This window comes from Exiguobacterium sp. KKT215 (assembly GCF_055635335.1).
In genome coordinates this window covers 2,623,775-2,647,500 of the sequence record NZ_CM145756.1, presented here as the reverse complement: position 1 = coordinate 2,647,500, position 23,726 = coordinate 2,623,775, and the positions used below count along the sequence as shown (strand labels likewise).

Genomic DNA, 23,726 nt, shown 5'->3' with positions numbered 1-23,726 from the left:
TAAACGGCGGCCGTAACTATAACGGTCCTAAGGTAGCGAAATTCCTTGTCGGGTAAGTTCCGACCCGCACGAAAGGCGTAACGATTTGGGCACTGTCTCAACGAGAGACCCGGTGAAATCATAGTACCTGTGAAGATGCAGGTTACCCGCGACAGGACGGAAAGACCCCATGGAGCTTTACTACAGCCTGATATTGAGGCTTTGTACGCGATGTACAGGATAGGTGGGAGTTTGTGAAGCCGGAGCGCCAGCTTCGGTGGAGACACCCTTGGGATACCACCCTTTGCGTATAGAGTCTCTAACTCGCAGCCGTGATCCGGCTGGAGGACCGTGTCAGGTGGGTAGTTTGACTGGGGCGGTCGCCTCCTAAACAGTAACGGAGGCGCCCAAAGGTTCCCTCAGAATGGTTGGAAATCATTCGAAGAGTGCAAAGGCAGAAGGGAGCTTGACTGCGAGACCTACAAGTCGAGCAGGGACGAAAGTCGGGCTTAGTGATCCGGTGGTTCCGCATGGAAGGGCCATCGCTCAACGGATAAAAGCTACCCTGGGGATAACAGGCTGATCTCCCCCAAGAGTCCACATCGACGGGGAGGTTTGGCACCTCGATGTCGGCTCATCGCATCCTGGGGCTGGAGTAGGTCCCAAGGGTTGGGCTGTTCGCCCATTAAAGCGGTACGCGAGCTGGGTTCAGAACGTCGTGAGACAGTTCGGTCCCTATCCGTCGTGGGCGCAGGAAATTTGAGGAGAGCTGTCCTTAGTACGAGAGGACCGGGATGGACGCACCGCTGGTGTACCAGTTGTTCCGCCAGGAGCATCGCTGGGTAGCTACGTGCGGACGGGATAAGTGCTGAAAGCATCTAAGCATGAAGCCCCCTCCGAGATGAGATTTCCCTTTGAGCAATCAAGAAAGACCCCTCAGAGACGATGAGGTAGATAGGTCATGGGTGGAAGCACGGCGACGTGTGGAGCTGAATGATACTAATCGGTCGAGGCTTTGATCTAGTCTAATGGTTTGTGTGAATTGATGAGTCTTCAGTTTTGAGAGAACGATCTCTCTATGTCTGGTGGCGATGGCGAAGTGGTCACACCCGTTCCCATGCCGAACACGGAAGTTAAGCGCTTCAGCGCCGAAAGTAGTTGGGGGTCTCCCCCTGTGAGGATAGGACGTTGCCAGGCCAACGCGAAAGACGATCGAGCATCCGCTCGGTCGTCTTTCTTTATGTGATTATTTTAAACAAAATTACCTAATAGTATTGCTTTATCCTAATCGGTATGTTAATATAATAATTGTCTAGTGGCGATAGCGAAGTGGTCACACCCGTTCCCATGCCGAACACGGAAGTTAAGTACTTCAGCGCCGAAAGTAGTTGGGGGTCTCCCCCTGTGAGGATAGGACGTTGCTAGGCCAACGCAAAGGACGATTGAGCAAATGCTCGATCGTCCTTTTTTGTCGTTCTCGAAACCTTTAATTCTTTCTTTGCGTATAAACACGTGAAGAGGGGGAATCATCATGCACATTCGTGAAGCTACAACCTCGGACCAGACGATATTCACTGAGGTTTCACGGGCAAGTTTTAAACAAGAGGCAGACCGTCTCCGACTACCATATCGAGACTTAAATATTGAACCACCCGGTTATGATGACGAGGCGATGAGCCTGTACTTGATTGAACAATTGACATGCTACGTCATCGAGCTTGAAGGACAAGTCGTCGGGGGAGCCGTCGTGACGTTGACAGGGCAAGATTATGGCCGGATAGACCGCATCTTTATCCATCCATATAGACAAGGTAAAGGGATTGGGAAACGGGCACTACAATCAATCGAGGAGCTTCATCCGACTGTTCGAATTTGGGAGTTGGAGACATCCACAGCCCAACCTAACAACGTGGCATTTTATCGAGCAGCTGGTTACCAATCCGTCTTCGAATCAGATCAGGGAGTTTGTTTCGTCAAACGAGTGAAGCAACGGACAGATCACATGATATTGCGCTATGAAGAGCGTTCCATTACAGGTGCTCAAGCGTATGGGATGGATGCGAGTCGTGTCTCCATCACGAATAGTAACGTCTCAGAGCTTCAGGCGCACAACTGTAATTTCACGAAGAGCCAATTTCGGAATATCAACTTCAGAGAGACGGAGTTTGATGATTTGAATCTATCTGGTTCTCAGTATCGTTTCGTCACCATGTACGAATCAGGGAGGCCGACGACGTTCTTCCATACAAACCTGACGAATACATTTTTTGAAAACTGTCGGCTCGATGGTGTCCAAATCAAGGACTCATCGATTGACGGCTTAACGATTGACGGGGTACACGTCAAAGACCTGTTAGAATATTATCGAAAAGAAACTGGAGGAATAAAACGTTATGAGTGATCTCTACCAAACCCAACACGACTTACAACAACAGATGGCAGAACGGGACCGACTCGCCCGTAAATTAAAAACACTCGACAAGCAAATTGCCGAACATGAAGCTGTGCGAAAGCAACTTCTCAATTCGTTTACGAAGGAACAGCGCGATGTCTATGACTTAGATTCATTCTCGCTCGTCAACGCATGGCGTAAGCTAAGGGGAACATTCAACGAACAAAAAACGATTGAATTAGAAGAGGCGGCCCGGGCCGAATTGAAGTTACGGGAACATGAGGCGATGGTGGATGAGTTAGCGCTTGAGCGTCGTGACTTATATGAAACATTTGAGACGTATCGTGGAATCGACGCGAAATGGGAGACCTTCCTAAAAGAGAAGGAAACTCATTTGAAGCAAGATTTTACTGTTAGGGAAGAATTATATCGACTCACGGATCAACAGGTAAAAATGAATGAGGTGCTTGTTGAATATAAAGAAGCCATCGTCGCTGGAAATTCAGCACGGACGGCCATCTCGAGAACACTTAAACATCTCGACAGTGCGAAAGGTTGGTCGACGTATGATACGTTCTTTGGAGGTGGATTGATTGCGACTGCAATGAAACATGACGCCATCGATGCTTCGGAACGGAAGATGCATGAACTTCAAGCTGCGCTTGAGCGCTTCTCGCGGGAATTGGCTGATGTGAAAGGAGTTGTCAGCGGCTTACACATTGAACGCGGTTCGCTCATTCAATTCGCTGACTACTTCCTCGATGACATCTTTTCCGAGTGGACGATGCATGGACGAATCAATGATTCGCTAGACAAGGTAAAAGGACTCGATCGTGAAATCGCTCAACTGATTGAGAAAATGACGAGAGAAGTAGAACGTCTAGAACAACAACTCGAAGAAATAGAAACGAAACGAAAACAGCTCATCCTCACACGATGAGCTGTTTGGTTATTCTGGTCGTTTCAACCAATGGCGTAAACCTTTACCCGCGTGCGGTCCGTCGGCGTATCGAGGGATAACGTGCAGGTGGGCGTGAGGGACGGTCTGGTTTGACGCCGTTCCGACGTTCCAGCCAAGCGTATACCCATCAGGACCATACGTCTTCTCGAGGAAGGACTTTGCTTCGTGGAGTAACTCGTATGTATCGCGCCATTCCGAAGGCGTGAGATCGAACGTCGTCGCCCGATGTTGTTTTGGGACGATAACGCCAGAGCCGACGAGCAAGTCCTGCTCACGGTCGTGCATCAAGAAGTAGCATGTCTCATTCTCGGCGACGATCGTCTGAGACGGGTCAAGTTGAGGATGACAAAATGGACAAGTTGACATCGGATTGGTACACTTCCTTTCTATATGAAGTGTACCAAAAGGGGGAGCATTATGAATGAATTGATTGATATGATGGTTGCCCAGGCCGAACGAGAGGAGCGCACGATTATCGCCATCTCGGGACACGGGGGTGCCGGGAAGACGATATTTGCAGACGCCCTACGCGAGCGCCTCGGAGACGTAAACTACATCAATACCGATCCATATATCACGGACTCGATGTTACGGAAGAGCGCTATGCTCGATTACACGGTCGACGGGCAGGAGCATCATTATAAGATGACAGCTTGTCATCCGTCCGCGCACCATCTACCTTCACTAGAGCGTGATGTTCGTATGGTGCGTGAAGGGATCGGTTTTTTCACGATTGACGTTCCATACCTTGAACGAACGTGGATTGACCCGACAAAACGGATCACCATCATCGAAGGCATGAGCGTCGCGTTCCTCGCTGCAGATTCGTGGGATGTTTCGGCTTATCTATATACCGACAGTGATACTGAGTTTGCGCGACGTTCCGTTCGAGATATCCAGCAACGGGGAATGGATCTCACATATTTACAGGCTTCGCACGAAGAGCGTCGACTCCAATACGAGCTGTTCATGCATCCGCAGCGCGAAAAGTTCCAAACGATCGTCTCGACGAGTAACGATGTTTGGACAATTGAAAACCACCGCTCATGAAGAACGGTGGCTACGTAACGTCTCTTGAATGCCGAGGCCGAGCCGGTCTTGCTCGCGTTCGAGTTGGTCCCACGTGAGCGAGCGATGGCGCATCGTGACGTCATTGGCGATTGACTCGAGTGTACGTTGCTTCTCGATATTGTCGAGCCAGTAATAGACGTCGACCCCGTCCTCGTCGACCCGCCAGAACGATTTGACGACTTCGAACTCGTCGGCCCAGTCACCGACCGGTTTGAATCCATACTTCTCGACGAACGGATACGGTCGTTCTTCTCCGATCGGGTCGATAACGTTACGGACGAACATGAGCTCGAGCCCGGCGTGTTCAGTCGCCTCCAATAATCGTTTCAAGGCAGGGAGCGGTTCGACTTCGACTTTCTCGATGACATCGAACCAGACCCGTTTTCCATCGGTGTCCCAAACGGTCGCTTCGACGCTATATGGAGCTCCGGCGGTGGAGGGGGCATACATCGTCAAATCGAACGTGAACGGGATGTGTTCTTCAGCACCTGGTTCGAGCACGGCCGATAGGGCGATTGGAACTTCTTGCAAGTCGGCCTCCCGATTGAATTCATTGCCTTCGAGCGTGATATCTTTGAACGTCGTCATAAAATTGAGCGTCAACTCTTGCAGGCGCACGACATGCGAAGTGGTGTTCAACACCCGCAGCGTTCCATGGACGGTCTCGTTCGGAATGAACGGGACGGTGTGAAAATAGACGGATGCATCCAGTTCGGAAAAGAACCATTTTTTAAAGCGATTACCCCATTTCGACATGACGGTCGCGCCCCTTTTCTCTAGTAAGTTACACTCCTTATCATGTTCCCGATTCCAATTCTCAAAAAACATTTAGAAAAAGGTTGCATTTTATAACTACTTCACTTATTATAGAGGATGTCGAAACAATTCAAACCATCGCGGGGTGGAGCAGTCTGGTAGCTCGTCGGGCTCATAACCCGAAGGTCGTCGGTTCAAATCCGGCCCCCGCAACCAATTTTTATTTAATTTCATATGTCGTCGCGGGGTGGAGCAGTCTGGTAGCTCGTCGGGCTCATAACCCGAAGGTCGTTGGTTCAAATCCAGCCCCCGCAACCAATTTTTTAAATGAGATAGCGAAACGATGACGTTTCGTGTTTTTTTTTGCGCAAAATTGAGTGTACAATGAGTACGTATCGCTAGAACCACTAAAGGAGAAACATCATGTATACATTGATTACCCATTCTGCGGCCGAAACGCAGGCGGTGGCAGAAAAACTCGCCACGCTCGTCAAAGCCGGAACGGTCATAACGTTGGACGGCGACCTCGGTGCCGGCAAGACGACGTTCACCCAAGGCTTTGGTAAAGGCCTCGGCGTCACGCGTAACGTCAACAGCCCGACGTTCACCATCATGAAACAATACCAAGGGCGCTTGCCGCTCTATCATATGGACGTCTATCGTCTCGAAGACACGGGGGACGATATCGGCCTCGAGGAATACATCAACGGTGATGGTGTCGCCATCGTCGAATGGTCGAACTTGATCGAGTCGTCACTTCCGACGGAACGGCTCGCCATCACAATCGAGCGAGTCGGGGACGAGGAACGTCAACTGACGTTCGCGCCCGTCGGCGACACGTACGATGCACTCGTGAAGGAGGTGCTCGCATGAAACAACTCATGATTGACACGTCGACGACACGTCTGTCTGTCGCCTTGAGTGAGCACGGACAGATTCAAGCCGAGGCGACGGTCATGGTCTCGAAAAATCATGCCGTCACGCTCATGCCGATGATCGAACAATTGATGAATGCGGTCAAATGGACACCGACCGAACTCGAACGCATCGTCGTGACGACAGGTCCTGGATCTTATACGGGGATTCGCATCGGTGTCACGACAGCGAAGACGCTCGCCTACACGCTTCAAATTCCGCTCGTCGGGGTCTCGGCGCTCCGTCTTATGGCGGCGGCCCCGAACACGGAGCTCCCAATCGTCTCGCTTATCGATGCCCGCCGAGGGAATGCCTATATCGGGCATTATCAACAGAACGAGGCCGTCACACTCGACCGTCACGCATCGGTCGCCGCTTGGCTTGAAGCCAATATCAGCGGACCGTTCGTCGTCGTCGGCGACGTGGAGCCGTTCCGTGACGCACTCGCGTCTTACGACTATACCGAAGCACCGGCCGCGCATAGTTACGGCCGTGCGAGCGATCTCGTCGCCTTAGGTGAGGCCACGAATGATGTCCATGCGTTTGAGCCCGAGTATCTTCGTCTCGCTGAGGCGGAAGCGAAATGGCTCGAGGGACAAAACAATGGCTGATATTAAAATCCGGCGCATGACATGGCTCGACGTCGAAGAAGTGACCAAAGTCGAGGAGGCCTCGTTCGCTATTCCGTGGACGAAAGAAGCGTTCATGAACGAGATGCTCCGCAATGACCAAGCGATCTATTTCGTCGCTGTGCATGAACGACGCGTGGTCGGCTTCGTCGGGGTTTGGCAAATTGTAGACGAGGGGCACATCACGAACATTGCCGTCTTACCGGAATATCGGGGGCAAGGCATCGGAAATCTTCTGTTGACGCAACTCGTTGAATTCGCCCGCTCGAAGTCACTCGCGGCTCTCACGCTCGAAGTGCGCGTCTCGAACATCGGCGCCCAAAAGCTGTACGAACAGTTCGGTTTCGAAAATGCCGGACGCCGGAAACGATATTATCAAGACAATAATGAAGACGCCTATATTTACTGGGCGAAGTTAGGAAGTGAAACAGATGGACACATCGCTCATCCTCGCGATTGAGTCGAGCTGTGATGAGACGTCGGTCGCGCTCGTGCGTGACGGTAAGACGCTTTTATCGAACGTCGTCTCGTCGCAGATTGAAAGTCATAAACGGTTTGGCGGGGTTGTGCCCGAGGTCGCCTCGCGCCACCACGTCGAACGGATCACCTACGTCATCGATGACGCCCTCAGTGAAGCGGGTGTGACGATGCAAGACGTCGACGCCGTCGCGGTCACGCAAGGGCCGGGTCTTGTCGGTGCACTCCTCGTCGGAATCAGTGCGGCCAAAGCGCTCGCTTTCGCCCATAGCAAACCGCTCATCGGCGTGCATCACATCGCCGGACACATCTATGCGAACGAACTCGTCGAGGAGATGGAGTTCCCGCTCGTCTGTCTCGTCGTCTCGGGCGGCCACACGGAGCTCGTCTATATGCCCAAGCACGGTGTGTTCGAAGTCATTGGGGAGACACGTGACGATGCGGCCGGAGAAGCATATGACAAAGTCGCACGGACGCTCAGTCTTCCTTACCCAGGTGGACCTGCCATCGACCGTCTCGCAGCCGATGGGGAAGACACGTACAAGTTCCCACGGGTTCGGCTTGAAGCGGGAAGTTTCGATTTCAGCTTCAGCGGGCTCAAGTCGTCGGTCATCAACGCCGTCCACAACGCTGAACAGCGCGGGGAGACGGTCATCCCTGAAAACTTGGCGGCCAGTTTCCAAGCGAGTGTCGTCGAAGTACTCGTCGAGAAAGCGATTCGTGCCGTGAAAGAAAAAGGAGCGAAGCAATTGCTCGTCGCAGGTGGCGTCGCAGCCAACCGTGGACTCCGCGCTGCGCTCAAAGAAGCGACGGACCGCGAAGGCATCCGCCTCGTTATCCCACCACTTGATCTATGCGGAGACAACGCCGGTATGATTGGGGTGGCGGCACATCACGCGTATGTGCGAGGAAAGCGCGATACACTGGCGATGAATGCGGTTCCTGGGTTATCCTTAGAAGAGAGCATGACAGTCTAGGGGGAAATAGAGACATGACGAAACGCATCATCATTGGAGGTCTGGTCGTACTGCTCGTCGTCGCGACGTTTTTGCAAGTACGAGAGATTATCCGCGCTTATAATATCGCTTATCAAGAAGAAATCGTACCGGAAGCGACACGTGTCCGGTCGCTCACGGGAGCGGAATCAATCGAAGGCATCGGCCGGGTCACGGGTGAGAATACGCTCGTCGAGACGTTATACGGCTATAAGAGCCTAGACGACCAAAATATCGAGAGCGTCATCGTCGTCGACCGCAACCTCGGCGTTCAGCCGAAAGCGAGCGACGCGTATTACGAGATTGCGCCGGGACGAGAAGCGACCGAAGAAGAAGCGGCGAAGTTCGAGGATATCGTCAACGAGTTTGACGAAGAGCAACTGTTCGCGCAAGTGATCTCGACACATGAGGCGAAGTATGTGACGAACCGTGAGGAGACACTCACGTTCTATAAAGTGTTCGTCCGTGATGTCGATACGAACGAGTACGTGTTCTTTATCACGGAAGACGGCCTCAAGCTCGACTTCCATACACGCGGATTCCAGCCGCTACGTTATTTCTAACTGTTAAAAGGGAAGCCGGTCTCCACGTTGGAGACGGCTTCCCTTTTTTATACGTCCGGATGATGTTTGTTCTGTTTGTACCACATGTTCACCCGGCTCACGACGTAGACAATCAGTGCGAGCACCCACATGAGGAGCGTCGACTGATAGAAGTGTCCCCACACCGAGCCCGGGGCGTAAAAACTGTGCACGGTCACATCGACTGGCCAGACGACGAGGCGGATAAACAGGGTGCTCATAAGCAGGCCGCTCAACAAACTGATCACAATCCCGCTCCATGTCTGGATGATGAAGCCGATGACGACCGGCAAGAAATAAAACAGGAACGACGGAACGACCGTCGGTTCCCCACGAATCAGTTCGGATACGAATTCCGTCCCCGTCGGCACGATGTAGGCGAGACCGGTCAGGAAGGCGTGCATCCATTCGATTCGCATCGCACGGAATCGCATCATGAATGGAGCTCCTCCCATTCTGCATACAGTGCCGTGATCGATTCTTTCGTCGCATCGGACTCGGTCGACAGTTCCTGTGCCCGAGCGAAGTCGTTGAAGACGTCCGGTTCACACAACAGTTGCTCAATCTCTTCGAGACGGGCCTCGTGTTGCTCGATGGTGAGCTCGATCTCCTCGATCCGTTGTTTCATCCGGCGTTCCTCGCGTTGCTGTTCCTTGTCGGCGCGCTGTTTCTTGACGATGACTTGTTTCGTCTCTTCACGAGCGAGTCGGGCCAGTTCTTCGAGTTCTTCTTTCTTCTCGACGTAATACGAGTAATCACCGAGGTATTCGTCGATGCCGTTCGGCGTGATCTCTAAGACACGCGTCGCGAGCCGGTCGATGAAGTAACGGTCGTGCGAGACGAACAAGATCGTGCCCGGGTAGTCGACGAGGGCGTTCTCGAGGATCATCTTCGAGTCGAGGTCCAAGTGGTTCGTCGGCTCATCCAAGATGAGCAAGTTCGGCTGCTCGAGCTTCAGTTTCGCGAGCGTCAAGCGGGCCCGCTCTCCACCCGACAGTTCATGGACGCGCTTCATCACGTCGTCACCGCTGAACAGGAACTGACCGAGCAGGCTGCGGACTTCTTGTTCGCGCATGAGCGGCCAGTCGTTCCAAATCTCGTCGATGACGCGGTTGGCGTCCGACAAGTTCTGTTGCTCCTGATCGTAATAGCCGATCTCGACGCCGGTACCGTAGCGGATGTCACCGGTGAGCGCCGGCTGTTGTTTCGTCAACACTTTCAAGAGCGTCGATTTACCGACCCCGTTCGGACCGACGAGGGCGACCGATTCGCCGCGCTGCAGTTGGAAGCGGAGCTGCTGGGCGATTGGTTCCTCATAGCCGATGGCGAGGTCGCTGCCGCTCAATACGTCGTTCCCACTTTGGCGTTTAATCGAGAACGAGAGGACGGCACTACGCTCATCACCGTCCGGCGCTTCCATTCGGTCGACTTTCTCGAGACGCTTGCGGACACTCTGGGCCCGCTTCGTCGTCGTTGCCCGGGCGATGTTGCGCTGGATGAAGTCCTGCATTTTGGCGATCTCTTCTTGCTGCGACTCGAACTGCTTCTTCTCTTGCTCGTAGATGGCGGCCTTCTGTTCGAGATACTTCGTATAGTTGCCGACGAAGCGACGGCTTCGGTGGCGCGACAGCTCATAGACGACCGAGACGACGCGGTCGAGGAAGTAGCGGTCGTGGGAGACGATGAGGACGGCGCCTTTATAGCCGCTCAAATACTTCTCGAGCCAGCCGAGCGTCTCGATGTCCAAGTGGTTCGTCGGCTCATCCAAGATGAGCAGGTCGGGACTTTGGAGCAGCATCTTCGCGAGGGCGAGACGTGTCCGTTGTCCGCCGGAGAGCGTATCGATGCGGCGTTCGAAGTCGTCCGGATAGAAACGCATCCCGTGAAGGACGGAGCGGATCGTCGCCTCATATTGATAGCCACCGCGGTCTTTGAACGTGTGTTGTTCTTCATCGTAAGACGACAGCAGACGCTCATAGGCGGCCGGGTCGTTCAAGATGCGCTCAGAACCCATGTCTTGTTCCATGCGGCGGAGCGTCTTCTCCTGTTCGATCAAATCGGTGAAGACGGTGAGCATCTCGTTCCAAATCGTCTCGTTCGACTCTAACCCTGAATCTTGGGCGAGATAGCCGATGGTGACGTCTTTCGGCTTCATGATGTCACCTGAATCGTAGTTGTATTCCCCGGCGATGACTTTGAGCAGCGTCGATTTGCCGGCGCCGTTGCGGCCGACGAGGGCGACACGTTCGCCTTCTTGAATCTCGAGTTTGACGTTCTCTAAAATCGGCTCGACGCCGAATGATTTCGATAAGTTATTGACTTGCAGTAGGATCAAGTGAAAAAACCCCTTTCTCTCTATTTAGTATACTTTATTTCTTCCCCATTTCAGGTATATTCATTGAGTGGTCATGTGAATTCGTTTACAATCAAGGTGTATGAAATTAGATTCGTTTGAAACGCGTCGTAAAAAGGAGGCTCTTTCCGTTGAGTCAAAACGAACCAAAGATTCCGCAAGCGACAGCCAAACGGTTGCCACTATACTATCGGTTTATCCAAAGCCTACATTCATCAGGAAAACAGCGTGTCTCTTCTGCTGAACTGAGCGAGGCGGTCAAGGTCGATTCGGCCACGATCCGTCGCGATTTTTCGTACTTCGGTGCGCTCGGTAAAAAGGGATATGGCTATAACGTACAGTATCTGTTAGACTTTTTCCGTAAGACACTGAATCAGGACGAGATTACGAACGTCGCCTTAGTCGGGGTTGGTCATCTTGGGACAGCTTTCGTCAACTATAACTTCCTTAAAAACAATAACACACATATCGTCGTCGGGTTCGACGCAGACGAGACAAAAGTCGGCACGACGATGTCCGGTGTCCCGATTCATCACGTCGATGAGATGGAACAGATCATGAAACAGAACAAGATTGACGTCGCCATCTTAACGGTGCCGTCTGCCTATGCGCAGCCTGTCGCGGACGACTTGGTCCGCTTCGGCATCAAAGGCATCTTGAACTTCACGCCGGCCCGTCTTACGGTGCCGGACACGGTCCGCGTCCATCACATCGACTTGTCGATCGAACTCCAGTCGCTCATTTACTTTATGCAACACTATCCATCTGCTGAGGGGGTCCATCAATAATGGAATTACTATCATCGTTGCTCGTCGTCGGTATTCCAGGAGGCGCAAGTATCTTCATTATCGCCATCGTCGCGCTCATCATCTTCGGGCCGAAGAAATTGCCTGAATTCGGACGCGCCGCTGGTCAAACGCTCCGTGAGTTCAAAAATGCCACGAACGGCATGATGAACGAACATGACGAGAAAGATAAGAAAGAACTTGAGAAGAAAGAGCAGTAATCATGAATCATCAACCTGATCAAGAGCGGGCGCTGTCCGATCACTTGACAGAGCTGCGGAGACGACTGATGCTGTCGGCATTTGTCGTCTTTGCCTTCTTTTTGATCGCTTTGCCGAGTGTCAAATACGTGCTCGCCTATCTGCAGGCGGACCTCGTCGAACGAGGGCTCGAACTGAACGCCTTTGGGGTCGCGGACCCGCTCATGATTTACTTGAACTTGGCGCTCGTCATCGGGCTCGTCGCATCCGGTCCGTTTCTACTGTATCAACTGTGGGCGTTCGTCGCACCTGGTCTGCATCCGAACGAGCGGAAAGCGACGCTCGCCTATATCCCGATCATCTTCATCTTGTTCCTGATCGGTCTCGCGTTCGCCTATTATTGGTTGTTCCCGCTCGTCCTCGATATCTCGACGGACCTCGGGCAAGACCTCGGGCTAACGCAAATCATCGGGGCGTCGAACTACTTCACGTTCTTGCTGCAACTGACCATCCCATTCGGACTGTTGTTCCAGTTGCCGGTCGTGACGATGTTCTTGACGCGCATCGGTGTCGTGACGCCGTACTTCTTATCAAAAATTCGGAAGTATGCGTACTTCGCCTTGTTCGTCATCGCCGCGTTCATCACGCCGCCGGATTTGACGTCGCATCTCATGGTGTCATTGCCGCTCTTCTTCTTGTATGAAATCAGCTTATCGATTTCACGCATCACGTACCGGGGCGTGCTCCGTCGTGAGAAAGAGGCGATGGTGAAAGAGCAGATGGATTTGATGAAACAAATGAATGAGAAGTGAGCATCGTTCCTTAACGGGACGGTGCTTTTTTGTTGTCACAGTGGGTGTTCAAACTTTCGACATATTTACGTGAAAAAGTGAGCAAAGGGATTGTCAAACCTTCTTGTGAAATAGTACACTAAGTTCAGAAAGTAAATGTGATATTTATCACAAACACTAACTTGCCTAACACTCAAAGGAGAGACAACCATATGAAAATCGCAGTCATCGGATGTACACACGCAGGAACAGCAGCCGTCAAAGGATTACTCGCCAAGCACGACAATCTCGATATCACGGTGTATGAGCGGAACGACAACGTCAGTTTCCTCTCGTGTGGGATCGCCCTTCACGTCGGTGGTGTCGTCAAACGTGCGGAAGAGCTTTTCTATGCGTCACCGACAGAGCTCGAAGAACTCGGCGCGACGATGCGCATGAAGCACGACGTATTGAACATCGACACGGAAGCGAAGACGGTCCATGCGAAAAACCTCGACACGGGAGAAGACGTCTATGACACGTTCGACCGTTTGATCGTCACGACTGGTTCATGGCCGATCGTCCCGACGCTTCCTGGCATCGAGATGACTGGGATTGAGCTCTGCAAAAACTATGGCCACGCCCAACGCATCATCGAGCGGGCAAAAGACGCGACGAACATCGCCGTCATCGGTGCCGGCTATATCGGCGTCGAGCTTGTCGAAGCGTTCGAAGTGTACGGCAAACACGTCACGTTCATCGATAGCGCCGACCGCATCTTGAACAAGTACCTCGACAAGTCGTTCACGGATCAACTTGAAGCGGACATGACGTCACGTGGCATCGACCTCGAGCTCGGCCAGACGGTCGAAGCGTTCCGCGGGACAGATGGAAACGTCACGCACGTCGTGACCGATAAAGGTGAGTTCGAGGCTGACCTCGTCATCCTCTGTGTCGGCTTCCGCCCGAACACGGGACTCCTTCAAGGCCAAGTCGACATGCTCGGCAACGGCGCCATCATCGTCGACGAGTATATGCGCACGAGCAACCCGGACGTCTTCGCCGCTGGTGACAGCTGTGCCGTCTATTACAACCCGGCGCGCACACACGCCTACATCCCGCTCGCGACGAATGCCGTCCGCATGGGAACGCTCGTCGCTGAGAACTTGATCGCACCGCGTGTCCGCTATCAAGGGACGCAAGGGACGTCAGGTCTCCGTCTCTACGATTGGAACATCGCTTCATCAGGTCTCACGGAAGAAGCGGCCGGTCTGTTCGGCCTTGACGTCGAGAGCGTCGTGATTGAAGATGCGTACCGTCCGGAGTTCATGCCGACGGCGGAACCGGTCCAGTTCAAACTCGTCTATGAAGTCGGCACGCATCGCGTCGTCGGCGGACAAGTTCTCTCGAAAGCGGACATGACGCAAGCGGTCAACACGTTGTCGCTCGCGATCCAAAACGAGATGACGGTCGAAGAGCTCGCTTACGTCGACTTCTTCTTCCAACCGCATTACAACAAGCCATGGCACTTCATCAACAGCGGGGCGCTCGCAGCGATGAAAGATAAAGTCAACGCATAAAAATAACTCGGGAGCCGCGGCTTCCGAGTTTTTTTATAGATAGCGTGGGGCGTCCCTCATCGAGTTGGCGAGAATCATATAGATGAGGATGTTCCCCGGTACGATTAAAAAGAGCAGACGAACACCGAGCGGGGACAAATCGAAGTATTCAGCGATGCCGCCGCAGACACCGAAGAGTGAGCGGTTCGTGGCGGATTTGCGAAGCGGACGTTGCATAAGCGTGGCTCCCATCTCAACTATGATATGAAAATTTTACCATATAAATTGGCGACAAGCGTACAATGCACACAGGTTTTTCTTCGTCTGAAGCCGGGGAAGGGGTAAGAGAAAGCTGATGTGTCACCCGGTCCTGTCAAAGGAGGAGCCAATATGGCCAAGAAGGAAAAACAACCGTACCATATCGTCACGTTCACGTTTCCAGAGGAGTCGATCTCGTATCAAGCGTTCAGTAAGTTGAAAAAGTACCACGCCGAAGGACTCGTCGGGTTCGAACAACTCGTCGTCATAAAGCGTGAAGATAACGGGGCCTTCTCGTTCGAGGACGCCGTCCAACTGACGCCGACGAACAAGTCGACGAAAGGTGCCTTGATCGGGATGGCCGTCGGGATTCTCGGCGGACCGTTCGGGATTCTATTCGGCACGCTCACGGGAGGACTCATCGGAGGAACGAAAGATTTGAAACACGTCCAGAGCATTCAAGAGACGTTCAAGCGGACGGTCGGGAATATCGAGCCCGGACAGACCGGGGTGATGGCGATCGGGGAAGAGTTCGATCACTCGGTGCTCGATGGACTGGCGACAGAACTGGGTGGCACGGTGACACGGACGGACGAAGAACTGTGAAGGGGAGTCGGATTATATGAAGATCGGTATTTTAGGAGCTGGGAAAGTCGGACGGACGCTCGGGCGCAAGTTCGAGGACGTTGGCTATGAAGTGTTGTACGGGACGCGCTCGGAGCGCGAGGGGACGATGTCGCTCCAAGAAGTGGCGTCGAACGCGCAAATCCTGTTGCTGACGACGCCGTTCGCGGCGGCCGTCGATTTGATTCAATCGCTCCGGGACTTGGACGACAAAATTGTCATCGATGTGACGAATCCGATTGCGAAAGAGTTTGACGCGATCGAGCGGCCGGAAGGGAAATCGGGGGCCGAACATCTACAGGAACTCGCGCCGCACGTCCGCATCGTCAAGGCGTTCAATCAGACCGGTGTCGAGAACTTGGAGAACCCGAACATGTCGATGATGTTCATCGCCGGTGATGAGCAGGAGTCGGTCCGGGCCGTCCAAGACCTCGCCTCGAAGATTGGTTTCGACGCTCATACGCTCCGACACTTGAAACTGGCGCGGGAGCTCGAGTCGCTCGCGTGGCTATGGATCCATTACGCGACGAAAGAACGGAAGCACCGGAACTTCGCGTTCTACTTGAAAGAGAATAGCTTCTAATAGAAAAGACGGTCACGCGTTGGCGTGACCGTCTGGTCGTTAAAAGGCAGCTTGGCGTTCAGAGCGAGTCTTCAACGACTCAATCGTCTCGCGCTCGATGGCTTCGACTTCGCGTTGTTGCCAGCCTGGCATGAGGAACGCGTCGACGAGCGCCCAAATTCCAACGATGATAAACCCGAATACACCAATCAATACAACCGTAAGGGCGATTGATAGGATTGTTGTAGCAAGCATCGCGATAGCCGTCCCGGTCTTCTTGAAGTAGAAGCGGTGTGCGCCGAAACCGCCGAGGAAGAACCAAAGCAAGTACGCGACGACGAGATTGCGTTTCTTTTTCTCGACTTCGCTGTTGACGAGGAGCATTTCCTCTGTCGTTGAACTACCTCCGCCTACGCTTCGTTTGGAGGTGGAGGATTCCTGAGTCATCCAGTCTAACGACCGGAACTTGATCAGGCTAGCCCCGTCGTCCCGACGGTTGAAGAGGCGAGGATGCGTTCGGCCTCTCGTTTGAGGTTCAGTCCTGCGTTCACATCGCGGTCGTGGTGGGTCCCGCAACCCGGGCATGTCCACTCACGCAGACCGAGATGCTTCACGTCTCTGTGTCGATGGCCGCAACTTGAACAGAGCTGGCTCGAGGCGAAGGTCTTCCCGACCTTCACGACGGTCTTGCCGTACCAGTCCGCCTTGTACTCGAGCATGTGGAAGAACGCCGACCAACTGACATCGGAGATGGCTTTGCTGAACTTGCGGTCCTGTTGCATGTCTTTCACCTGCAGGGTCTCGATGCCGATGACGTCGTGGTTTTTGACGATCTCGGTCGACACCTTGTGCAGGAAGTCGGTACGTTTGTTCGCGATCTTCTCATGGATGCGGGCAACCTTGCGTTTTTGTTTCTGGTAGTTCTTCGCCTCGGACAGCTTGATGTTCTTGTTCAGGGCGATGAGCTGACGACGGGAGAGTTTTCGTTGCTCGCGCGCCAGTTTCTTCTCGAGCGTGCGAAAATAGCGGTCGTTTTGGTACACCGTGCCGTCGGACAGGACGGCGAAATGCTTCAGTCCGACGTCGACGCCGACGGTTGAGCCGGTCTTTGGCAGTTCGTCGATCTCCTGCTCGACGCACAGGGAGACGAAGTATTTGCCCGTCGCGTTCCGTCGGATCGTGGCGCTGAGGATTCGGCCCTCGACTTGTTTCGAGTTGGCGAACTGGACCCACTTCAACTTCGGCAGCTTAAGCCGGTTGCCGACGATCGATACCTCAGGAAGTTGGGACTTGCCTTGGATGTTCGCCGTGTAGGATTGGACAGGGTTCCGCTTCGACTTGAACCGTGGTCGTTCGTTCTGTTTCTTGAAGAAGTGTTCATATGCCTCGGCCAGATGTTTGACGCTATTTTGCACGGAAGTGCTATCGACTTCCTTTAACCAATCAAGCTCTTGCTTGAGTACAGGTATTTCTTTTGAACAGGAGCCGTAGGACAGTCCTTTTCCTGTCGCCTTGTAGGTTTCTTCCCACTTCGCCAAGAAGTGGTTGAAGACGAAGCGTGAACAACCGATTGTCTTGGCAATCAAAATTTCCTGCTCCGTTGTCGGATAGATCCGGAATCTATACGCTTTATGCTTCAACATGGTGTTCACCTCCTCTAGGTATTTATACCCAAAAAAGAGGTTGGCGATTCATCTCCCACGTTCACTACGGCTTCGCCCGCCACGTTTAGAAGTGGGAGTATTCTCGTCTGATTTTGATAAATCGGTACGTGAATAATTCATGATGTGATGTGCCTTCTTTCCAAAAATTGATATAATGAATGCAGTCTTTATTGTACCGGGAAACGGATGAATTCCCATGATTTTCTATTATTTATTTTTGGAAGCGAGGAACAACCGAATGGGTTTTGCGATTGTGACGTTCATCGTCGCGTTTATTCACGTGATCGCCGGAGCGGTCGTCTTACATAAGTATCCGCAATATAAATCGATCGCCATCAGTATGATCGTGCTCGGTTTCGTATATGGTCTGTTGACGGTGGGGTTCATCGTCCTATGAACAACTTCTTGAAACCTCGAGTGACCTATACAAATGAAGATGCATTGAAACTCGGGATGTTCATTATGCTCGGGCTCACCATCATGGATGTCTTAGGTGGTAACGTGCCAGATATGACGTTGGCGCTGGCTGCGACTCTGTTTTATGCTTGGCGCCGTGACATCGCGGCGACACTTGGTGAGGAAGCATCTCGTGCCATCGGACGCGAATCAAGTGAACTGACATTACGAGGTGTCGTCGTTGCCTTGATGATTGGACTCTTCGTCTCGTTCTTCATGGATACGTTGACCTACTCGCTCGAAGCACTCATGTATTATGGGTTGGCGTTCGTATTCGGATTAAAAGGGATGGGACTTTGGTTTTTCATGCCGGACACAACGGTCGAAACCGAACTGAATTAATATGAAGAACGATGTGGCACACGCCTCATCGTTTTTTCTTATGGTTGATGTCAGACGAAAACGTGAATAGGACAAAGAGTGCTGTTATTGTCTGCATTGGATCGGAAGGAGTTTTGTTATGTGTACAGCAATCACGTACGCTCCGCACGCCCACTACTTCGGCAGAAACTTAGACCTGAACGTGTCCTATCACGAGCAAGTGACGATCACCCCCCGACACTATCCGTTTAACTTCAGACGGATGGGCGAGAACGTTAACCATTACGCGATGATCGGGATGGCGACCGTCGTGGAAGACTACCCGCTCTATTACGAGGCGACGAATGAAAAAGGGGTCAGCATGGCCGGGCTGAACTTCCCAGGGAATGCCGTATTCAAGCCGGAAGTCGACGGAAGAGACAACATCTCTCCATTCGAATTCATTCCGTGGATCCTCGGGCAATGCGCGACAATCGAGGAAGTGAAAGAGCGACTGGCGACGATTCAGCTGGTTAATCTTAATTTCAGTGACGCTCTCCCGCTTCATCCGCTACACTGGATCATCGCCGACAGAGATGCCTCGATTGTCGTCGAGCCGATGGCGGACGGGTTGCGCGTGTACGACAATCCAGTCGGCGTCTTAACGAACAATCCGTCGTTCGAGTATCAGTTGTTCAATCTGAACGATTATCGGCATGTCTCGACGAAACTGCCGGCTAATACGTTCGCGCCGACATTGAACCTCGATGCCTATTGTCTCGGATTAGGCGGGCAAGGCTTGCCGGGTGACTTATCGTCGACGTCGCGTTTCGTCCGGGCAACGTTCGCTACCTTTAACTCGGTCTGCGAACCGACCGAGGCGTCCGCGGTCGGGCAATTTTTCAAGCTGTTGGATACGGTGATGCAAACACGTGGCTTGAACGAGGCCGAGGACGGGACGTATGAGTACACCATCTATTCCTCGTGCTGTAACGTCGATGATGGTATCTATTACTATCGGACGTATGACAACAACCAAATCACGGCCGTGTCACTGTTCCATGAACCGTTAGAAAGTGAGCAATTGATTGCGTATCCTCTACAACACCACCAACAGATTCATTATGAGAATTGAGAACAGCCCTCTTCGTGTGAAGAGGGCTGTGTTTCATAGTGTGTCGTTATAAAGCGGGGCCTCATCATTCGTGCTGATGACTTTCAAATGACGCTCGTCTTTCACGTAGACGCTCTTATAGGCGACACGTTCACCTGCATAGAACAAGATGACACGGTTGCCGTCGTTGTCCGTCTCGACTTTCGGTTCATACTGTGCGATCTCAATCGTCTCTTCGAGCACGCCATACTCGTCGTATGTAGACAGGTCGTCTTGGTTGGAGCAGGCGACGAGAAACAGGGAAGCGACCATCGCGAGAACTGCTTTCTTCATCGTATCTCTCCTTATTTGATAGTTAACCTATCAAATATAACGCGGATTGATATCTTTTTCAAAAGAGATCCAGGATGAGTCAGAGCGGATGGTCATGCGCTGATGACTAAAACGACACGTCCTTCTTCTAACGCAAGTGACTTGATGTTGCCGACTTTCACTTTTTGGAGCGGGCCGATCGCACTCAAGTCAAGCGTCAACGTTCGAGCATCGTAAGTGATATAAGGGGAGTGGTTTAAAAACTTGTCGTTGAAGATTTCTTTATCCGTCGGCTCGACCTTCACGACAGTGAACACAATTTTTCGCCCGTGGATCTCTTTTGGCACCAATGTCAGTTTCATCCGAACATCTTTCGAGAAGAAAGCGACCCCGACTTTCTTTGACCCTGCTAAAATCAATTGTCCGTTTGTGATCTCGACGGTCACATCCAACAGCTCGGGGATTTTTGGACTTATGAACGATTGAAGTTTGGACGCCTAGAGTGGGACTGTGACTGCTACGTTATTCATCATCTTTTTAAACATACCACCAGCCCCTTTACTATTTTTATACTGACCTAAATGATTAATACCTTTATTTTACAATCTTGAATCCTTTGTTTTGGAAAAATTAATCCATAAGAAAAAACCAAGCTGCGCGCTTGGTCTTTTCGTTATGCCGATTTATCGGTCTTTTCTTTTTTCGCTTTTCGGGCGAGCGTTAAAATCTGATATACCTTGAAGAAGTCATACGCGGCTACGGCGATGATGAAGTACGTCCAGAAGCTGAAGCCGTACTCTTGCACCGAGTAGTAGGCGAGGACGGTGAACAGAATCCCGAACGAGAGACTGAACAAAAACATAACTTTTAAGTGTCGCGGCATCAATGCCACCTCATTTCTACATTAAGAATAATACGACCATGACGAGCGCGTTGTTAAACGCGTGAATCGCGATCGGTACGATCAAGCGACGCGTCTTAGCGTAAGCGACCGTGAAGGCGAAGCTCATCGCCACGTAAACGAGAATCTTGTTGTCCCCGTGGATGAGCGCGAACAAGAGCGAGCTGACCGCGAACGCGATCCAGAACCCGAAGCGGGCGCTCAAGTTCCCGAATAAGATATGACGGAACAGAATCTCTTCCATGATTGGGCCGAGCAAGACGACTGAGAGCGTCATGACCGGGACGAGACGGACGATATCCGCGATTTCCTCAGTGTTCTGAGACCCCATGACGTCACCTGATATTGCCGTCTCAATCAAGTTGGCGACGATGACGAGCCCATACTGCATGAGAATACCGAGCCCGATCCATTTGACCGTGTCGTTCAAGTTCGATTGGATGCCTTGCTGTTTATACAGCTTCAAGTCAGGCCAGAGCAAGAAGAGCGAGATGATGATCGTCAAACTGAAACCGATGGCGAACCAAAGCCCGGTAGCTGTCGGCGTGATCCATTCCGGACGCACTTCGCTGATCAATACCGGAAAGAATTGAACAAACGCATACAGCAGAATCGGGATGATATGCCGGAGCCGAATGTTAGGTGCCATCGAAAAACGGGTATTTATCGATTGGTTTGAGTTTAGTGTAGCCAATTGAACACGTCCTTATTCCTAAGAGTCAACGTTCCTTTTGACCATTGTATCAAATAAGGTCTCTTGACCGCGAGTGGAAGCATTTTTTTGATGTTCCCGCTTGCATTTTCAGGCGTCTCATACTACACTAATCAATGTTAGCACTCCTTTTTGACGAGTGCTAAAACTTACGATTCAACGATACATCATTCATATTCGGAGGAGGTTTTTTCTATGTTAAAACCACTAGGCGATCGCGTCATCATCGAAGTCGTGGAGAAAGAAGAAAAGACGATCGGAGGCATCGTGCTTCCTGACACGGCGAAAGAGAAGCCGCAACAAGGACGCGTCCTCGCAGTCGGTACAGGCCGCGTCACGGACCAAGGTGAGCGGATCGCGCTCGACGTCAAAGAAAATGATTTGGTCATCTACTCGAAGTACGCGGGTACCGAAGTGAAGCATGAAGGCAAAGAATACTTAATCGTTCGAGAGAGCGATATTCTCGCAATCGTAGGCTAAGACTCACCATTCTTCAAAAACTTTTCTAGGGGGAAATGAACAATGGCAAAAGAAATCAAATTCTCAGAAGACGCACGTCACGCGATGCTTCGCGGTGTCGACGCACTCGCTGACGCGGTAAAAGTCACAATCGGACCGAAAGGACGCAACGTCGTCCTCGAGAAGAAGTTCGGCTCACCGCTTATCACGAATGACGGTGTGACGATCGCGAAAGAAATCGAACTCGAAGACCACTTCGAAAACATGGGCGCGAAGCTCGTTGCTGAAGTCGCTTCGAAGACGAACGAAGTCGCAGGGGACGGTACGACAACGGCGACAGTCCTCGCTCAAGCGATGATTCGTGAAGGTCTCAAAAACGTGACAGCAGGCGCGAACCCGATGATTCTCCGTAAAGGGATCGACAAAGCGGTTCGTCGTTCACTTGAAGAGCTCAAGCTCATCTCGAAACCGATTGAGTCGAAAGAAGCGATCGCCCAAGTCGCGGCCATCTCGGCAGCGGACGAAGAAGTCGGCGAGTTGATCGCTGAAGCGATGGAGCGCGTCGGTAACGACGGTGTTATCACGATTGAAGAGTCACGCGGCTTCACGACAGAACTCGACGTCGTCGAAGGCATGCAGTTCGACCGTGGTTACTTGTCACCATACATGATCTCAGACTCAGACAAGATGGAAGCGGTGCTCGACAACCCGTTCATCTTGATCACAGATAAGAAAATCTCGAACATCCAAGAGATCATCCCAGTGCTCGAGCAAGTCGTGCAACAAGGGAAACCAATCCTCATCGTCGCAGAAGACATCGAAGGCGATGCGCTCGCGACACTCGTCTTGAACAAGCTTCGTGGTACGTTCAATGCGGTCGCAGTCAAGGCACCAGGATTCGGCGATCGTCGTAAAGCGATGCTCGAAGACCTCGCGACGCTCACAGGCGGCCAAGTCATCACCGAAGACCTCGGCCTCGAGCTCAAGTCGGCAACGCTTCAACAGCTCGGACGCGCATCGAAAGTCGTCGTCACGAAAGACACGACAACAATCGTTGAAGGTGCTGGAGACGAAGCAACGATTAAAGCACGCGTTCAAACGATTCGCAACCAAATCGAAGAGACGTCATCTGACTTCGATCGTGAGAAACTCCAAGAGCGTCTCGCGAAACTCGCTGGCGGCGTAGCCGTCGTCAAAGTTGGCGCAGCGACAGAGACAGAGCTGAAAGAACGTAAGCTCCGCATCGAAGACGCGCTCAACGCGACACGTGCAGCCGTCGAAGAAGGTATCGTCGCAGGTGGGGGTACGGCGTTCATCAACGTCATCCCAGCTGTTCGTGCGTTGCTTGCAGAAGTGACAGCGGATGAAGCGACAGGTGTGAAACTCGTCCTCCGTGCCCTCGAAGCACCGGTCCGTCAAATCGCTGAAAACGCGGGTGAAGAAGGTTCGGTCATCGTCGAGAAGCTCAAGAACGAGTCGGTCGGCATTGGATACAACGCCGCAACTGGCGAGTACGTCGACATGATCGCACACGGTATCGTCGATCCGGCGAAAGTGACGCGTTCAGCACTTCAAAACGCAGCGTCAGTCTCAGCCATGTTCCTCACAACGGAAGCGGTCATCGCAGACAAGCCAGAACCAGCAGGCGCTGGCGGCGGCATGCCTGACATGGGCGGCATGGGTGGAATGGGTGGAATGGGTGGAATGATGTAAGTCACTAAACTTAAATTGTATTAATTTAATGATTTAACTCAATAAATAATAAAACGACGTTCCTAAATTTGTTAGGGACGTCGTTTTATTTTGAAAACATAAAGTTAATTTATTCTACACGGCTATGGTAAAAATATGAAGTAATAATTGAGTAAGGCTAAGTAAATTAAACTATAATAACAGTATATTAGTACTCTATAAATTATTTGGACACTAGGAGGAAATGTA

Annotated in this window: 30 protein-coding genes, 2 tRNA genes and 3 rRNA genes (1 of these 35 cut by a window edge); 24 read left to right on the top strand and 11 right to left on the bottom strand. The window is 52.1% G+C overall.

From position 1 onward, the window contains the following. The 5 genes from ACZ2GZ_RS13835 to ACZ2GZ_RS13815 form a co-directional block, all read left to right on the top strand. Window positions 1-1,002, top strand: a 23S ribosomal RNA gene (locus ACZ2GZ_RS13835) (it extends 1,912 nt beyond the left edge of the window). Between the two features lie 58 nt (window positions 1,003-1,060). Next, a 5S ribosomal RNA gene (gene rrf / locus ACZ2GZ_RS13830) occupies window positions 1,061-1,176 on the top strand. Between the two features lie 114 nt (window positions 1,177-1,290). Then, window positions 1,291-1,406 (top strand): 5S ribosomal RNA (gene rrf, locus ACZ2GZ_RS13825). A gap of 104 nt (window positions 1,407-1,510) precedes the next feature. Continuing rightward, complete coding sequence (locus ACZ2GZ_RS13820) at window positions 1,511-2,380, top strand: GNAT family N-acetyltransferase (RefSeq protein ID WP_051627758.1); 870 nt, start codon at window positions 1,511-1,513, stop codon at window positions 2,378-2,380. After that, on the top strand, window positions 2,373-3,311 hold the full coding sequence (locus tag ACZ2GZ_RS13815) for a coiled-coil domain-containing protein (protein WP_029596218.1): 939 nt from the start codon (window positions 2,373-2,375) through the stop codon (window positions 3,309-3,311). The genes ACZ2GZ_RS13820 and ACZ2GZ_RS13815 overlap by 8 nt, the downstream gene beginning before the upstream one ends. Window positions 3,312-3,320: 9 nt before the next feature. On the opposite strand, the gene ACZ2GZ_RS13810 is transcribed toward ACZ2GZ_RS13815, so the two are convergent. Beyond that, on the bottom strand, window positions 3,321-3,698 hold the full coding sequence (locus ACZ2GZ_RS13810) for an HIT family protein (RefSeq protein WP_029596217.1): 378 nt from the start codon (window positions 3,696-3,698) through the stop codon (window positions 3,321-3,323). Window positions 3,699-3,749: 51 nt separating this feature from the next. On the opposite strand from ACZ2GZ_RS13810, the gene ACZ2GZ_RS13805 reads away from it, so the two are divergent. Continuing rightward, window positions 3,750-4,382, top strand: a complete 633-nt coding sequence (locus tag ACZ2GZ_RS13805; protein WP_029596216.1) for a uridine kinase family protein — start codon at window positions 3,750-3,752, stop codon at window positions 4,380-4,382. Here ACZ2GZ_RS13805 and ACZ2GZ_RS13800 read toward each other — a convergent pair. Next, window positions 4,377-5,159 carry a sporulation protein gene (locus ACZ2GZ_RS13800; protein ID WP_131472764.1) on the bottom strand — a complete coding sequence of 261 codons (783 nt, stop codon included), beginning with the start codon at window positions 5,157-5,159 and terminating at the stop codon, window positions 4,377-4,379. The genes ACZ2GZ_RS13805 and ACZ2GZ_RS13800 overlap by 6 nt on opposite strands. Before the next feature lie 139 nt (window positions 5,160-5,298). Between ACZ2GZ_RS13800 and ACZ2GZ_RS13795 the strand changes: the two genes are divergently transcribed. The 7 genes from ACZ2GZ_RS13795 to ACZ2GZ_RS13765 all read left to right on the top strand — a co-directional run bounded on the left by ACZ2GZ_RS13795 (window position 5,299) and on the right by ACZ2GZ_RS13765 (window position 8,738). After that, window positions 5,299-5,375 (top strand) — tRNA-Met (locus ACZ2GZ_RS13795). A gap of 25 nt (window positions 5,376-5,400) precedes the next feature. Next, a tRNA-Met gene (locus tag ACZ2GZ_RS13790) sits at window positions 5,401-5,477 on the top strand. A gap of 105 nt (window positions 5,478-5,582) precedes the next feature. Further along, entirely contained in the window at window positions 5,583-6,032 is a 450-nt protein-coding gene (gene tsaE, locus ACZ2GZ_RS13785) for a tRNA (adenosine(37)-N6)-threonylcarbamoyltransferase complex ATPase subunit type 1 TsaE (protein ID WP_034781401.1), read from the top strand. Further along, the gene (gene tsaB, locus ACZ2GZ_RS13780) at window positions 6,029-6,685 is read left to right on the top strand and encodes a tRNA (adenosine(37)-N6)-threonylcarbamoyltransferase complex dimerization subunit type 1 TsaB (RefSeq protein ID WP_470295357.1); all 657 of its coding nucleotides are present in this window, start codon (window positions 6,029-6,031) and stop codon (window positions 6,683-6,685) included. Before tsaE ends, tsaB begins: the two co-directional genes overlap by 4 nt. After that, complete coding sequence (gene rimI / locus ACZ2GZ_RS13775) at window positions 6,678-7,163, top strand: ribosomal protein S18-alanine N-acetyltransferase (RefSeq protein WP_021065388.1); 486 nt, start codon at window positions 6,678-6,680, stop codon at window positions 7,161-7,163. The genes tsaB and rimI overlap by 8 nt, the downstream gene beginning before the upstream one ends. Next, complete coding sequence (gene tsaD / locus ACZ2GZ_RS13770) at window positions 7,135-8,157, top strand: tRNA (adenosine(37)-N6)-threonylcarbamoyltransferase complex transferase subunit TsaD (RefSeq protein WP_470295356.1); 1,023 nt, start codon at window positions 7,135-7,137, stop codon at window positions 8,155-8,157. The genes rimI and tsaD overlap by 29 nt, the downstream gene beginning before the upstream one ends. A gap of 14 nt (window positions 8,158-8,171) precedes the next feature. After that, the gene (locus tag ACZ2GZ_RS13765) at window positions 8,172-8,738 is read left to right on the top strand and encodes a hypothetical protein (RefSeq protein WP_276693681.1); all 567 of its coding nucleotides are present in this window, start codon (window positions 8,172-8,174) and stop codon (window positions 8,736-8,738) included. Between the two features lie 47 nt (window positions 8,739-8,785). Here the strand turns inward: ACZ2GZ_RS13765 and ACZ2GZ_RS13760 are convergent, their stop codons facing one another. Together ACZ2GZ_RS13760 and ACZ2GZ_RS13755 are read right to left on the bottom strand one after the other, a co-directional pair. After that, entirely contained in the window at window positions 8,786-9,193 is a 408-nt protein-coding gene (locus ACZ2GZ_RS13760; protein ID WP_276693682.1) for a hypothetical protein, read from the bottom strand. After that, window positions 9,190-11,091 (bottom strand): ABC-F family ATP-binding cassette domain-containing protein, encoded by a 1,902-nt coding sequence (locus ACZ2GZ_RS13755; protein ID WP_058765570.1) that lies wholly within the window; start codon window positions 11,089-11,091, stop codon window positions 9,190-9,192. Before ACZ2GZ_RS13755 ends, ACZ2GZ_RS13760 begins: the two co-directional genes overlap by 4 nt. A 149-nt stretch (window positions 11,092-11,240) precedes the next feature. On the opposite strand from ACZ2GZ_RS13755, the gene ACZ2GZ_RS13750 reads away from it, so the two are divergent. From ACZ2GZ_RS13750 to ACZ2GZ_RS13735, 4 genes are all read left to right on the top strand, one after another. Next, entirely contained in the window at window positions 11,241-11,897 is a 657-nt protein-coding gene (locus tag ACZ2GZ_RS13750; protein ID WP_029596207.1) for a redox-sensing transcriptional repressor Rex, read from the top strand. Beyond that, entirely contained in the window at window positions 11,897-12,115 is a 219-nt protein-coding gene (locus ACZ2GZ_RS13745; RefSeq protein WP_021065382.1) for a twin-arginine translocase TatA/TatE family subunit, read from the top strand. The genes ACZ2GZ_RS13750 and ACZ2GZ_RS13745 overlap by 1 nt, the downstream gene beginning before the upstream one ends. Window positions 12,116-12,117: 2 nt before the next feature. Next, complete coding sequence (tatC, locus tag ACZ2GZ_RS13740) at window positions 12,118-12,906, top strand: twin-arginine translocase subunit TatC (protein ID WP_214799895.1); 789 nt, start codon at window positions 12,118-12,120, stop codon at window positions 12,904-12,906. A 191-nt stretch (window positions 12,907-13,097) separates the two neighbouring features. Continuing rightward, window positions 13,098-14,444, top strand: coding sequence for an FAD-dependent oxidoreductase (locus ACZ2GZ_RS13735; RefSeq protein ID WP_058765575.1), 1,347 nt, complete (start codon window positions 13,098-13,100; stop codon window positions 14,442-14,444). A gap of 33 nt (window positions 14,445-14,477) precedes the next feature. Here ACZ2GZ_RS13735 and ACZ2GZ_RS13730 read toward each other — a convergent pair whose 3' ends face one another. Further along, window positions 14,478-14,660 (bottom strand): PspC domain-containing protein, encoded by a 183-nt coding sequence (locus ACZ2GZ_RS13730; RefSeq protein WP_470295355.1) that lies wholly within the window; start codon window positions 14,658-14,660, stop codon window positions 14,478-14,480. Between the two features lie 153 nt (window positions 14,661-14,813). Here ACZ2GZ_RS13730 and ACZ2GZ_RS13725 point away from each other — a divergent pair, with 153 nt between their 5' ends. After that, window positions 14,814-15,287, top strand: a complete 474-nt coding sequence (locus ACZ2GZ_RS13725) for a hypothetical protein (protein WP_131436755.1) — start codon at window positions 14,814-14,816, stop codon at window positions 15,285-15,287. A gap of 16 nt (window positions 15,288-15,303) precedes the next feature. Continuing rightward, window positions 15,304-15,888: an NADPH-dependent F420 reductase gene (locus tag ACZ2GZ_RS13720; RefSeq protein ID WP_214720080.1), complete on the top strand. Its 585-nt coding sequence runs from the start codon at window positions 15,304-15,306 to the stop codon at window positions 15,886-15,888. Between the two features lie 39 nt (window positions 15,889-15,927). Here ACZ2GZ_RS13720 and ACZ2GZ_RS13715 read toward each other — a convergent pair whose 3' ends face one another. Beyond that, window positions 15,928-16,251 carry a TM2 domain-containing protein gene (locus ACZ2GZ_RS13715; protein WP_251132995.1) on the bottom strand — a complete coding sequence of 108 codons (324 nt, stop codon included), beginning with the start codon at window positions 16,249-16,251 and terminating at the stop codon, window positions 15,928-15,930. Window positions 16,252-16,337: 86 nt separating this feature from the next. Next, complete coding sequence (tnpB, locus tag ACZ2GZ_RS13710) at window positions 16,338-17,510, bottom strand: IS200/IS605 family element RNA-guided endonuclease TnpB (RefSeq protein ID WP_470295354.1); 1,173 nt, start codon at window positions 17,508-17,510, stop codon at window positions 16,338-16,340. Window positions 17,511-17,769: 259 nt separating this feature from the next. Here tnpB and ACZ2GZ_RS13705 point away from each other — a divergent pair, with 259 nt between their 5' ends. From ACZ2GZ_RS13705 to bsh, 3 genes are all read left to right on the top strand, one after another. Next, window positions 17,770-17,928, top strand: coding sequence for a hypothetical protein (locus ACZ2GZ_RS13705; protein WP_214799891.1), 159 nt, complete (start codon window positions 17,770-17,772; stop codon window positions 17,926-17,928). After that, window positions 17,925-18,329 carry a hypothetical protein gene (locus ACZ2GZ_RS13700; RefSeq protein ID WP_214799889.1) on the top strand — a complete coding sequence of 135 codons (405 nt, stop codon included), beginning with the start codon at window positions 17,925-17,927 and terminating at the stop codon, window positions 18,327-18,329. Before ACZ2GZ_RS13705 ends, ACZ2GZ_RS13700 begins: the two co-directional genes overlap by 4 nt. A 118-nt stretch (window positions 18,330-18,447) precedes the next feature. After that, window positions 18,448-19,422: a choloylglycine hydrolase gene (gene bsh, locus ACZ2GZ_RS13695; protein ID WP_470295353.1), complete on the top strand. Its 975-nt coding sequence runs from the start codon at window positions 18,448-18,450 to the stop codon at window positions 19,420-19,422. A gap of 33 nt (window positions 19,423-19,455) precedes the next feature. Here the strand turns inward: bsh and ACZ2GZ_RS13690 are convergent, their stop codons facing one another. The 4 genes from ACZ2GZ_RS13690 to ACZ2GZ_RS13675 all read right to left on the bottom strand — a co-directional run bounded on the left by ACZ2GZ_RS13690 (window position 19,456) and on the right by ACZ2GZ_RS13675 (window position 21,308). Beyond that, window positions 19,456-19,734 (bottom strand): hypothetical protein, encoded by a 279-nt coding sequence (locus tag ACZ2GZ_RS13690; protein WP_470295352.1) that lies wholly within the window; start codon window positions 19,732-19,734, stop codon window positions 19,456-19,458. A gap of 92 nt (window positions 19,735-19,826) precedes the next feature. Then, complete coding sequence (locus ACZ2GZ_RS13685; protein WP_470295351.1) at window positions 19,827-20,159, bottom strand: hypothetical protein; 333 nt, start codon at window positions 20,157-20,159, stop codon at window positions 19,827-19,829. Between the two features lie 227 nt (window positions 20,160-20,386). Continuing rightward, on the bottom strand, window positions 20,387-20,596 hold the full coding sequence (locus ACZ2GZ_RS13680; protein WP_021065367.1) for a YdiK family protein: 210 nt from the start codon (window positions 20,594-20,596) through the stop codon (window positions 20,387-20,389). 16 nt (window positions 20,597-20,612) lie between these two features. Beyond that, window positions 20,613-21,308, bottom strand: a complete 696-nt coding sequence (locus ACZ2GZ_RS13675) for a lysostaphin resistance A-like protein (RefSeq protein ID WP_470295350.1) — start codon at window positions 21,306-21,308, stop codon at window positions 20,613-20,615. A 213-nt stretch (window positions 21,309-21,521) separates the two neighbouring features. Between ACZ2GZ_RS13675 and groES the strand changes: the two genes are divergently transcribed. After that, window positions 21,522-21,806 carry a co-chaperone GroES gene (gene groES / locus ACZ2GZ_RS13670; RefSeq protein ID WP_021065365.1) on the top strand — a complete coding sequence of 95 codons (285 nt, stop codon included), beginning with the start codon at window positions 21,522-21,524 and terminating at the stop codon, window positions 21,804-21,806. A gap of 42 nt (window positions 21,807-21,848) precedes the next feature. Beyond that, a complete protein-coding gene (gene groL / locus ACZ2GZ_RS13665; protein WP_470295349.1) occupies window positions 21,849-23,498 on the top strand; it encodes a chaperonin GroEL in 1,650 nt (549 codons plus the stop codon). Window positions 23,499-23,726 lie beyond the last annotated feature (228 nt).

What these genes read in the sequence shown, in the direction of transcription:
- ACZ2GZ_RS13820 (WP_051627758.1), top strand. Translation starts at nt 1,511, where the DNA reads ATGCACATTCGTGAAGCTACAACCTCGGACCAGACGATATTCACTGAG.
- ACZ2GZ_RS13815 (WP_029596218.1), top strand. Translation starts at nt 2,373, where the DNA reads ATGAGTGATCTCTACCAAACCCAACACGACTTACAACAACAGATGGCA.
- ACZ2GZ_RS13810 (WP_029596217.1), bottom strand. Translation starts at nt 3,698, where the DNA reads ATGTCAACTTGTCCATTTTGTCATCCTCAACTTGACCCGTCTCAGACG.
- ACZ2GZ_RS13805 (WP_029596216.1), top strand. Translation starts at nt 3,750, where the DNA reads ATGAATGAATTGATTGATATGATGGTTGCCCAGGCCGAACGAGAGGAG.
- ACZ2GZ_RS13800 (WP_131472764.1), bottom strand. Translation starts at nt 5,159, where the DNA reads ATGTCGAAATGGGGTAATCGCTTTAAAAAATGGTTCTTTTCCGAACTG.
- tsaE (WP_034781401.1), top strand. Translation starts at nt 5,583, where the DNA reads ATGTATACATTGATTACCCATTCTGCGGCCGAAACGCAGGCGGTGGCA.
- tsaB (WP_470295357.1), top strand. Translation starts at nt 6,029, where the DNA reads ATGAAACAACTCATGATTGACACGTCGACGACACGTCTGTCTGTCGCC.
- rimI (WP_021065388.1), top strand. Translation starts at nt 6,678, where the DNA reads ATGGCTGATATTAAAATCCGGCGCATGACATGGCTCGACGTCGAAGAA.
- tsaD (WP_470295356.1), top strand. Translation starts at nt 7,135, where the DNA reads ATGGACACATCGCTCATCCTCGCGATTGAGTCGAGCTGTGATGAGACG.
- ACZ2GZ_RS13765 (WP_276693681.1), top strand. Translation starts at nt 8,172, where the DNA reads ATGACGAAACGCATCATCATTGGAGGTCTGGTCGTACTGCTCGTCGTC.
- ACZ2GZ_RS13760 (WP_276693682.1), bottom strand. Translation starts at nt 9,193, where the DNA reads ATGATGCGATTCCGTGCGATGCGAATCGAATGGATGCACGCCTTCCTG.
- ACZ2GZ_RS13745 (WP_021065382.1), top strand. Translation starts at nt 11,897, where the DNA reads ATGGAATTACTATCATCGTTGCTCGTCGTCGGTATTCCAGGAGGCGCA.
- tatC (WP_214799895.1), top strand. Translation starts at nt 12,118, where the DNA reads ATGAATCATCAACCTGATCAAGAGCGGGCGCTGTCCGATCACTTGACA.
- ACZ2GZ_RS13735 (WP_058765575.1), top strand. Translation starts at nt 13,098, where the DNA reads ATGAAAATCGCAGTCATCGGATGTACACACGCAGGAACAGCAGCCGTC.
- ACZ2GZ_RS13730 (WP_470295355.1), bottom strand. Translation starts at nt 14,660, where the DNA reads ATGCAACGTCCGCTTCGCAAATCCGCCACGAACCGCTCACTCTTCGGT.
- ACZ2GZ_RS13725 (WP_131436755.1), top strand. Translation starts at nt 14,814, where the DNA reads ATGGCCAAGAAGGAAAAACAACCGTACCATATCGTCACGTTCACGTTT.
- ACZ2GZ_RS13720 (WP_214720080.1), top strand. Translation starts at nt 15,304, where the DNA reads ATGAAGATCGGTATTTTAGGAGCTGGGAAAGTCGGACGGACGCTCGGG.
- ACZ2GZ_RS13715 (WP_251132995.1), bottom strand. Translation starts at nt 16,251, where the DNA reads ATGCTCCTCGTCAACAGCGAAGTCGAGAAAAAGAAACGCAATCTCGTC.
- tnpB (WP_470295354.1), bottom strand. Translation starts at nt 17,510, where the DNA reads ATGTTGAAGCATAAAGCGTATAGATTCCGGATCTATCCGACAACGGAG.
- ACZ2GZ_RS13705 (WP_214799891.1), top strand. Translation starts at nt 17,770, where the DNA reads ATGGGTTTTGCGATTGTGACGTTCATCGTCGCGTTTATTCACGTGATC.
- ACZ2GZ_RS13700 (WP_214799889.1), top strand. Translation starts at nt 17,925, where the DNA reads ATGAACAACTTCTTGAAACCTCGAGTGACCTATACAAATGAAGATGCA.
- bsh (WP_470295353.1), top strand. Translation starts at nt 18,448, where the DNA reads ATGTGTACAGCAATCACGTACGCTCCGCACGCCCACTACTTCGGCAGA.
- ACZ2GZ_RS13690 (WP_470295352.1), bottom strand. Translation starts at nt 19,734, where the DNA reads ATGAAGAAAGCAGTTCTCGCGATGGTCGCTTCCCTGTTTCTCGTCGCC.
- ACZ2GZ_RS13680 (WP_021065367.1), bottom strand. Translation starts at nt 20,596, where the DNA reads ATGCCGCGACACTTAAAAGTTATGTTTTTGTTCAGTCTCTCGTTCGGG.
- groES (WP_021065365.1), top strand. Translation starts at nt 21,522, where the DNA reads ATGTTAAAACCACTAGGCGATCGCGTCATCATCGAAGTCGTGGAGAAA.
- groL (WP_470295349.1), top strand. Translation starts at nt 21,849, where the DNA reads ATGGCAAAAGAAATCAAATTCTCAGAAGACGCACGTCACGCGATGCTT.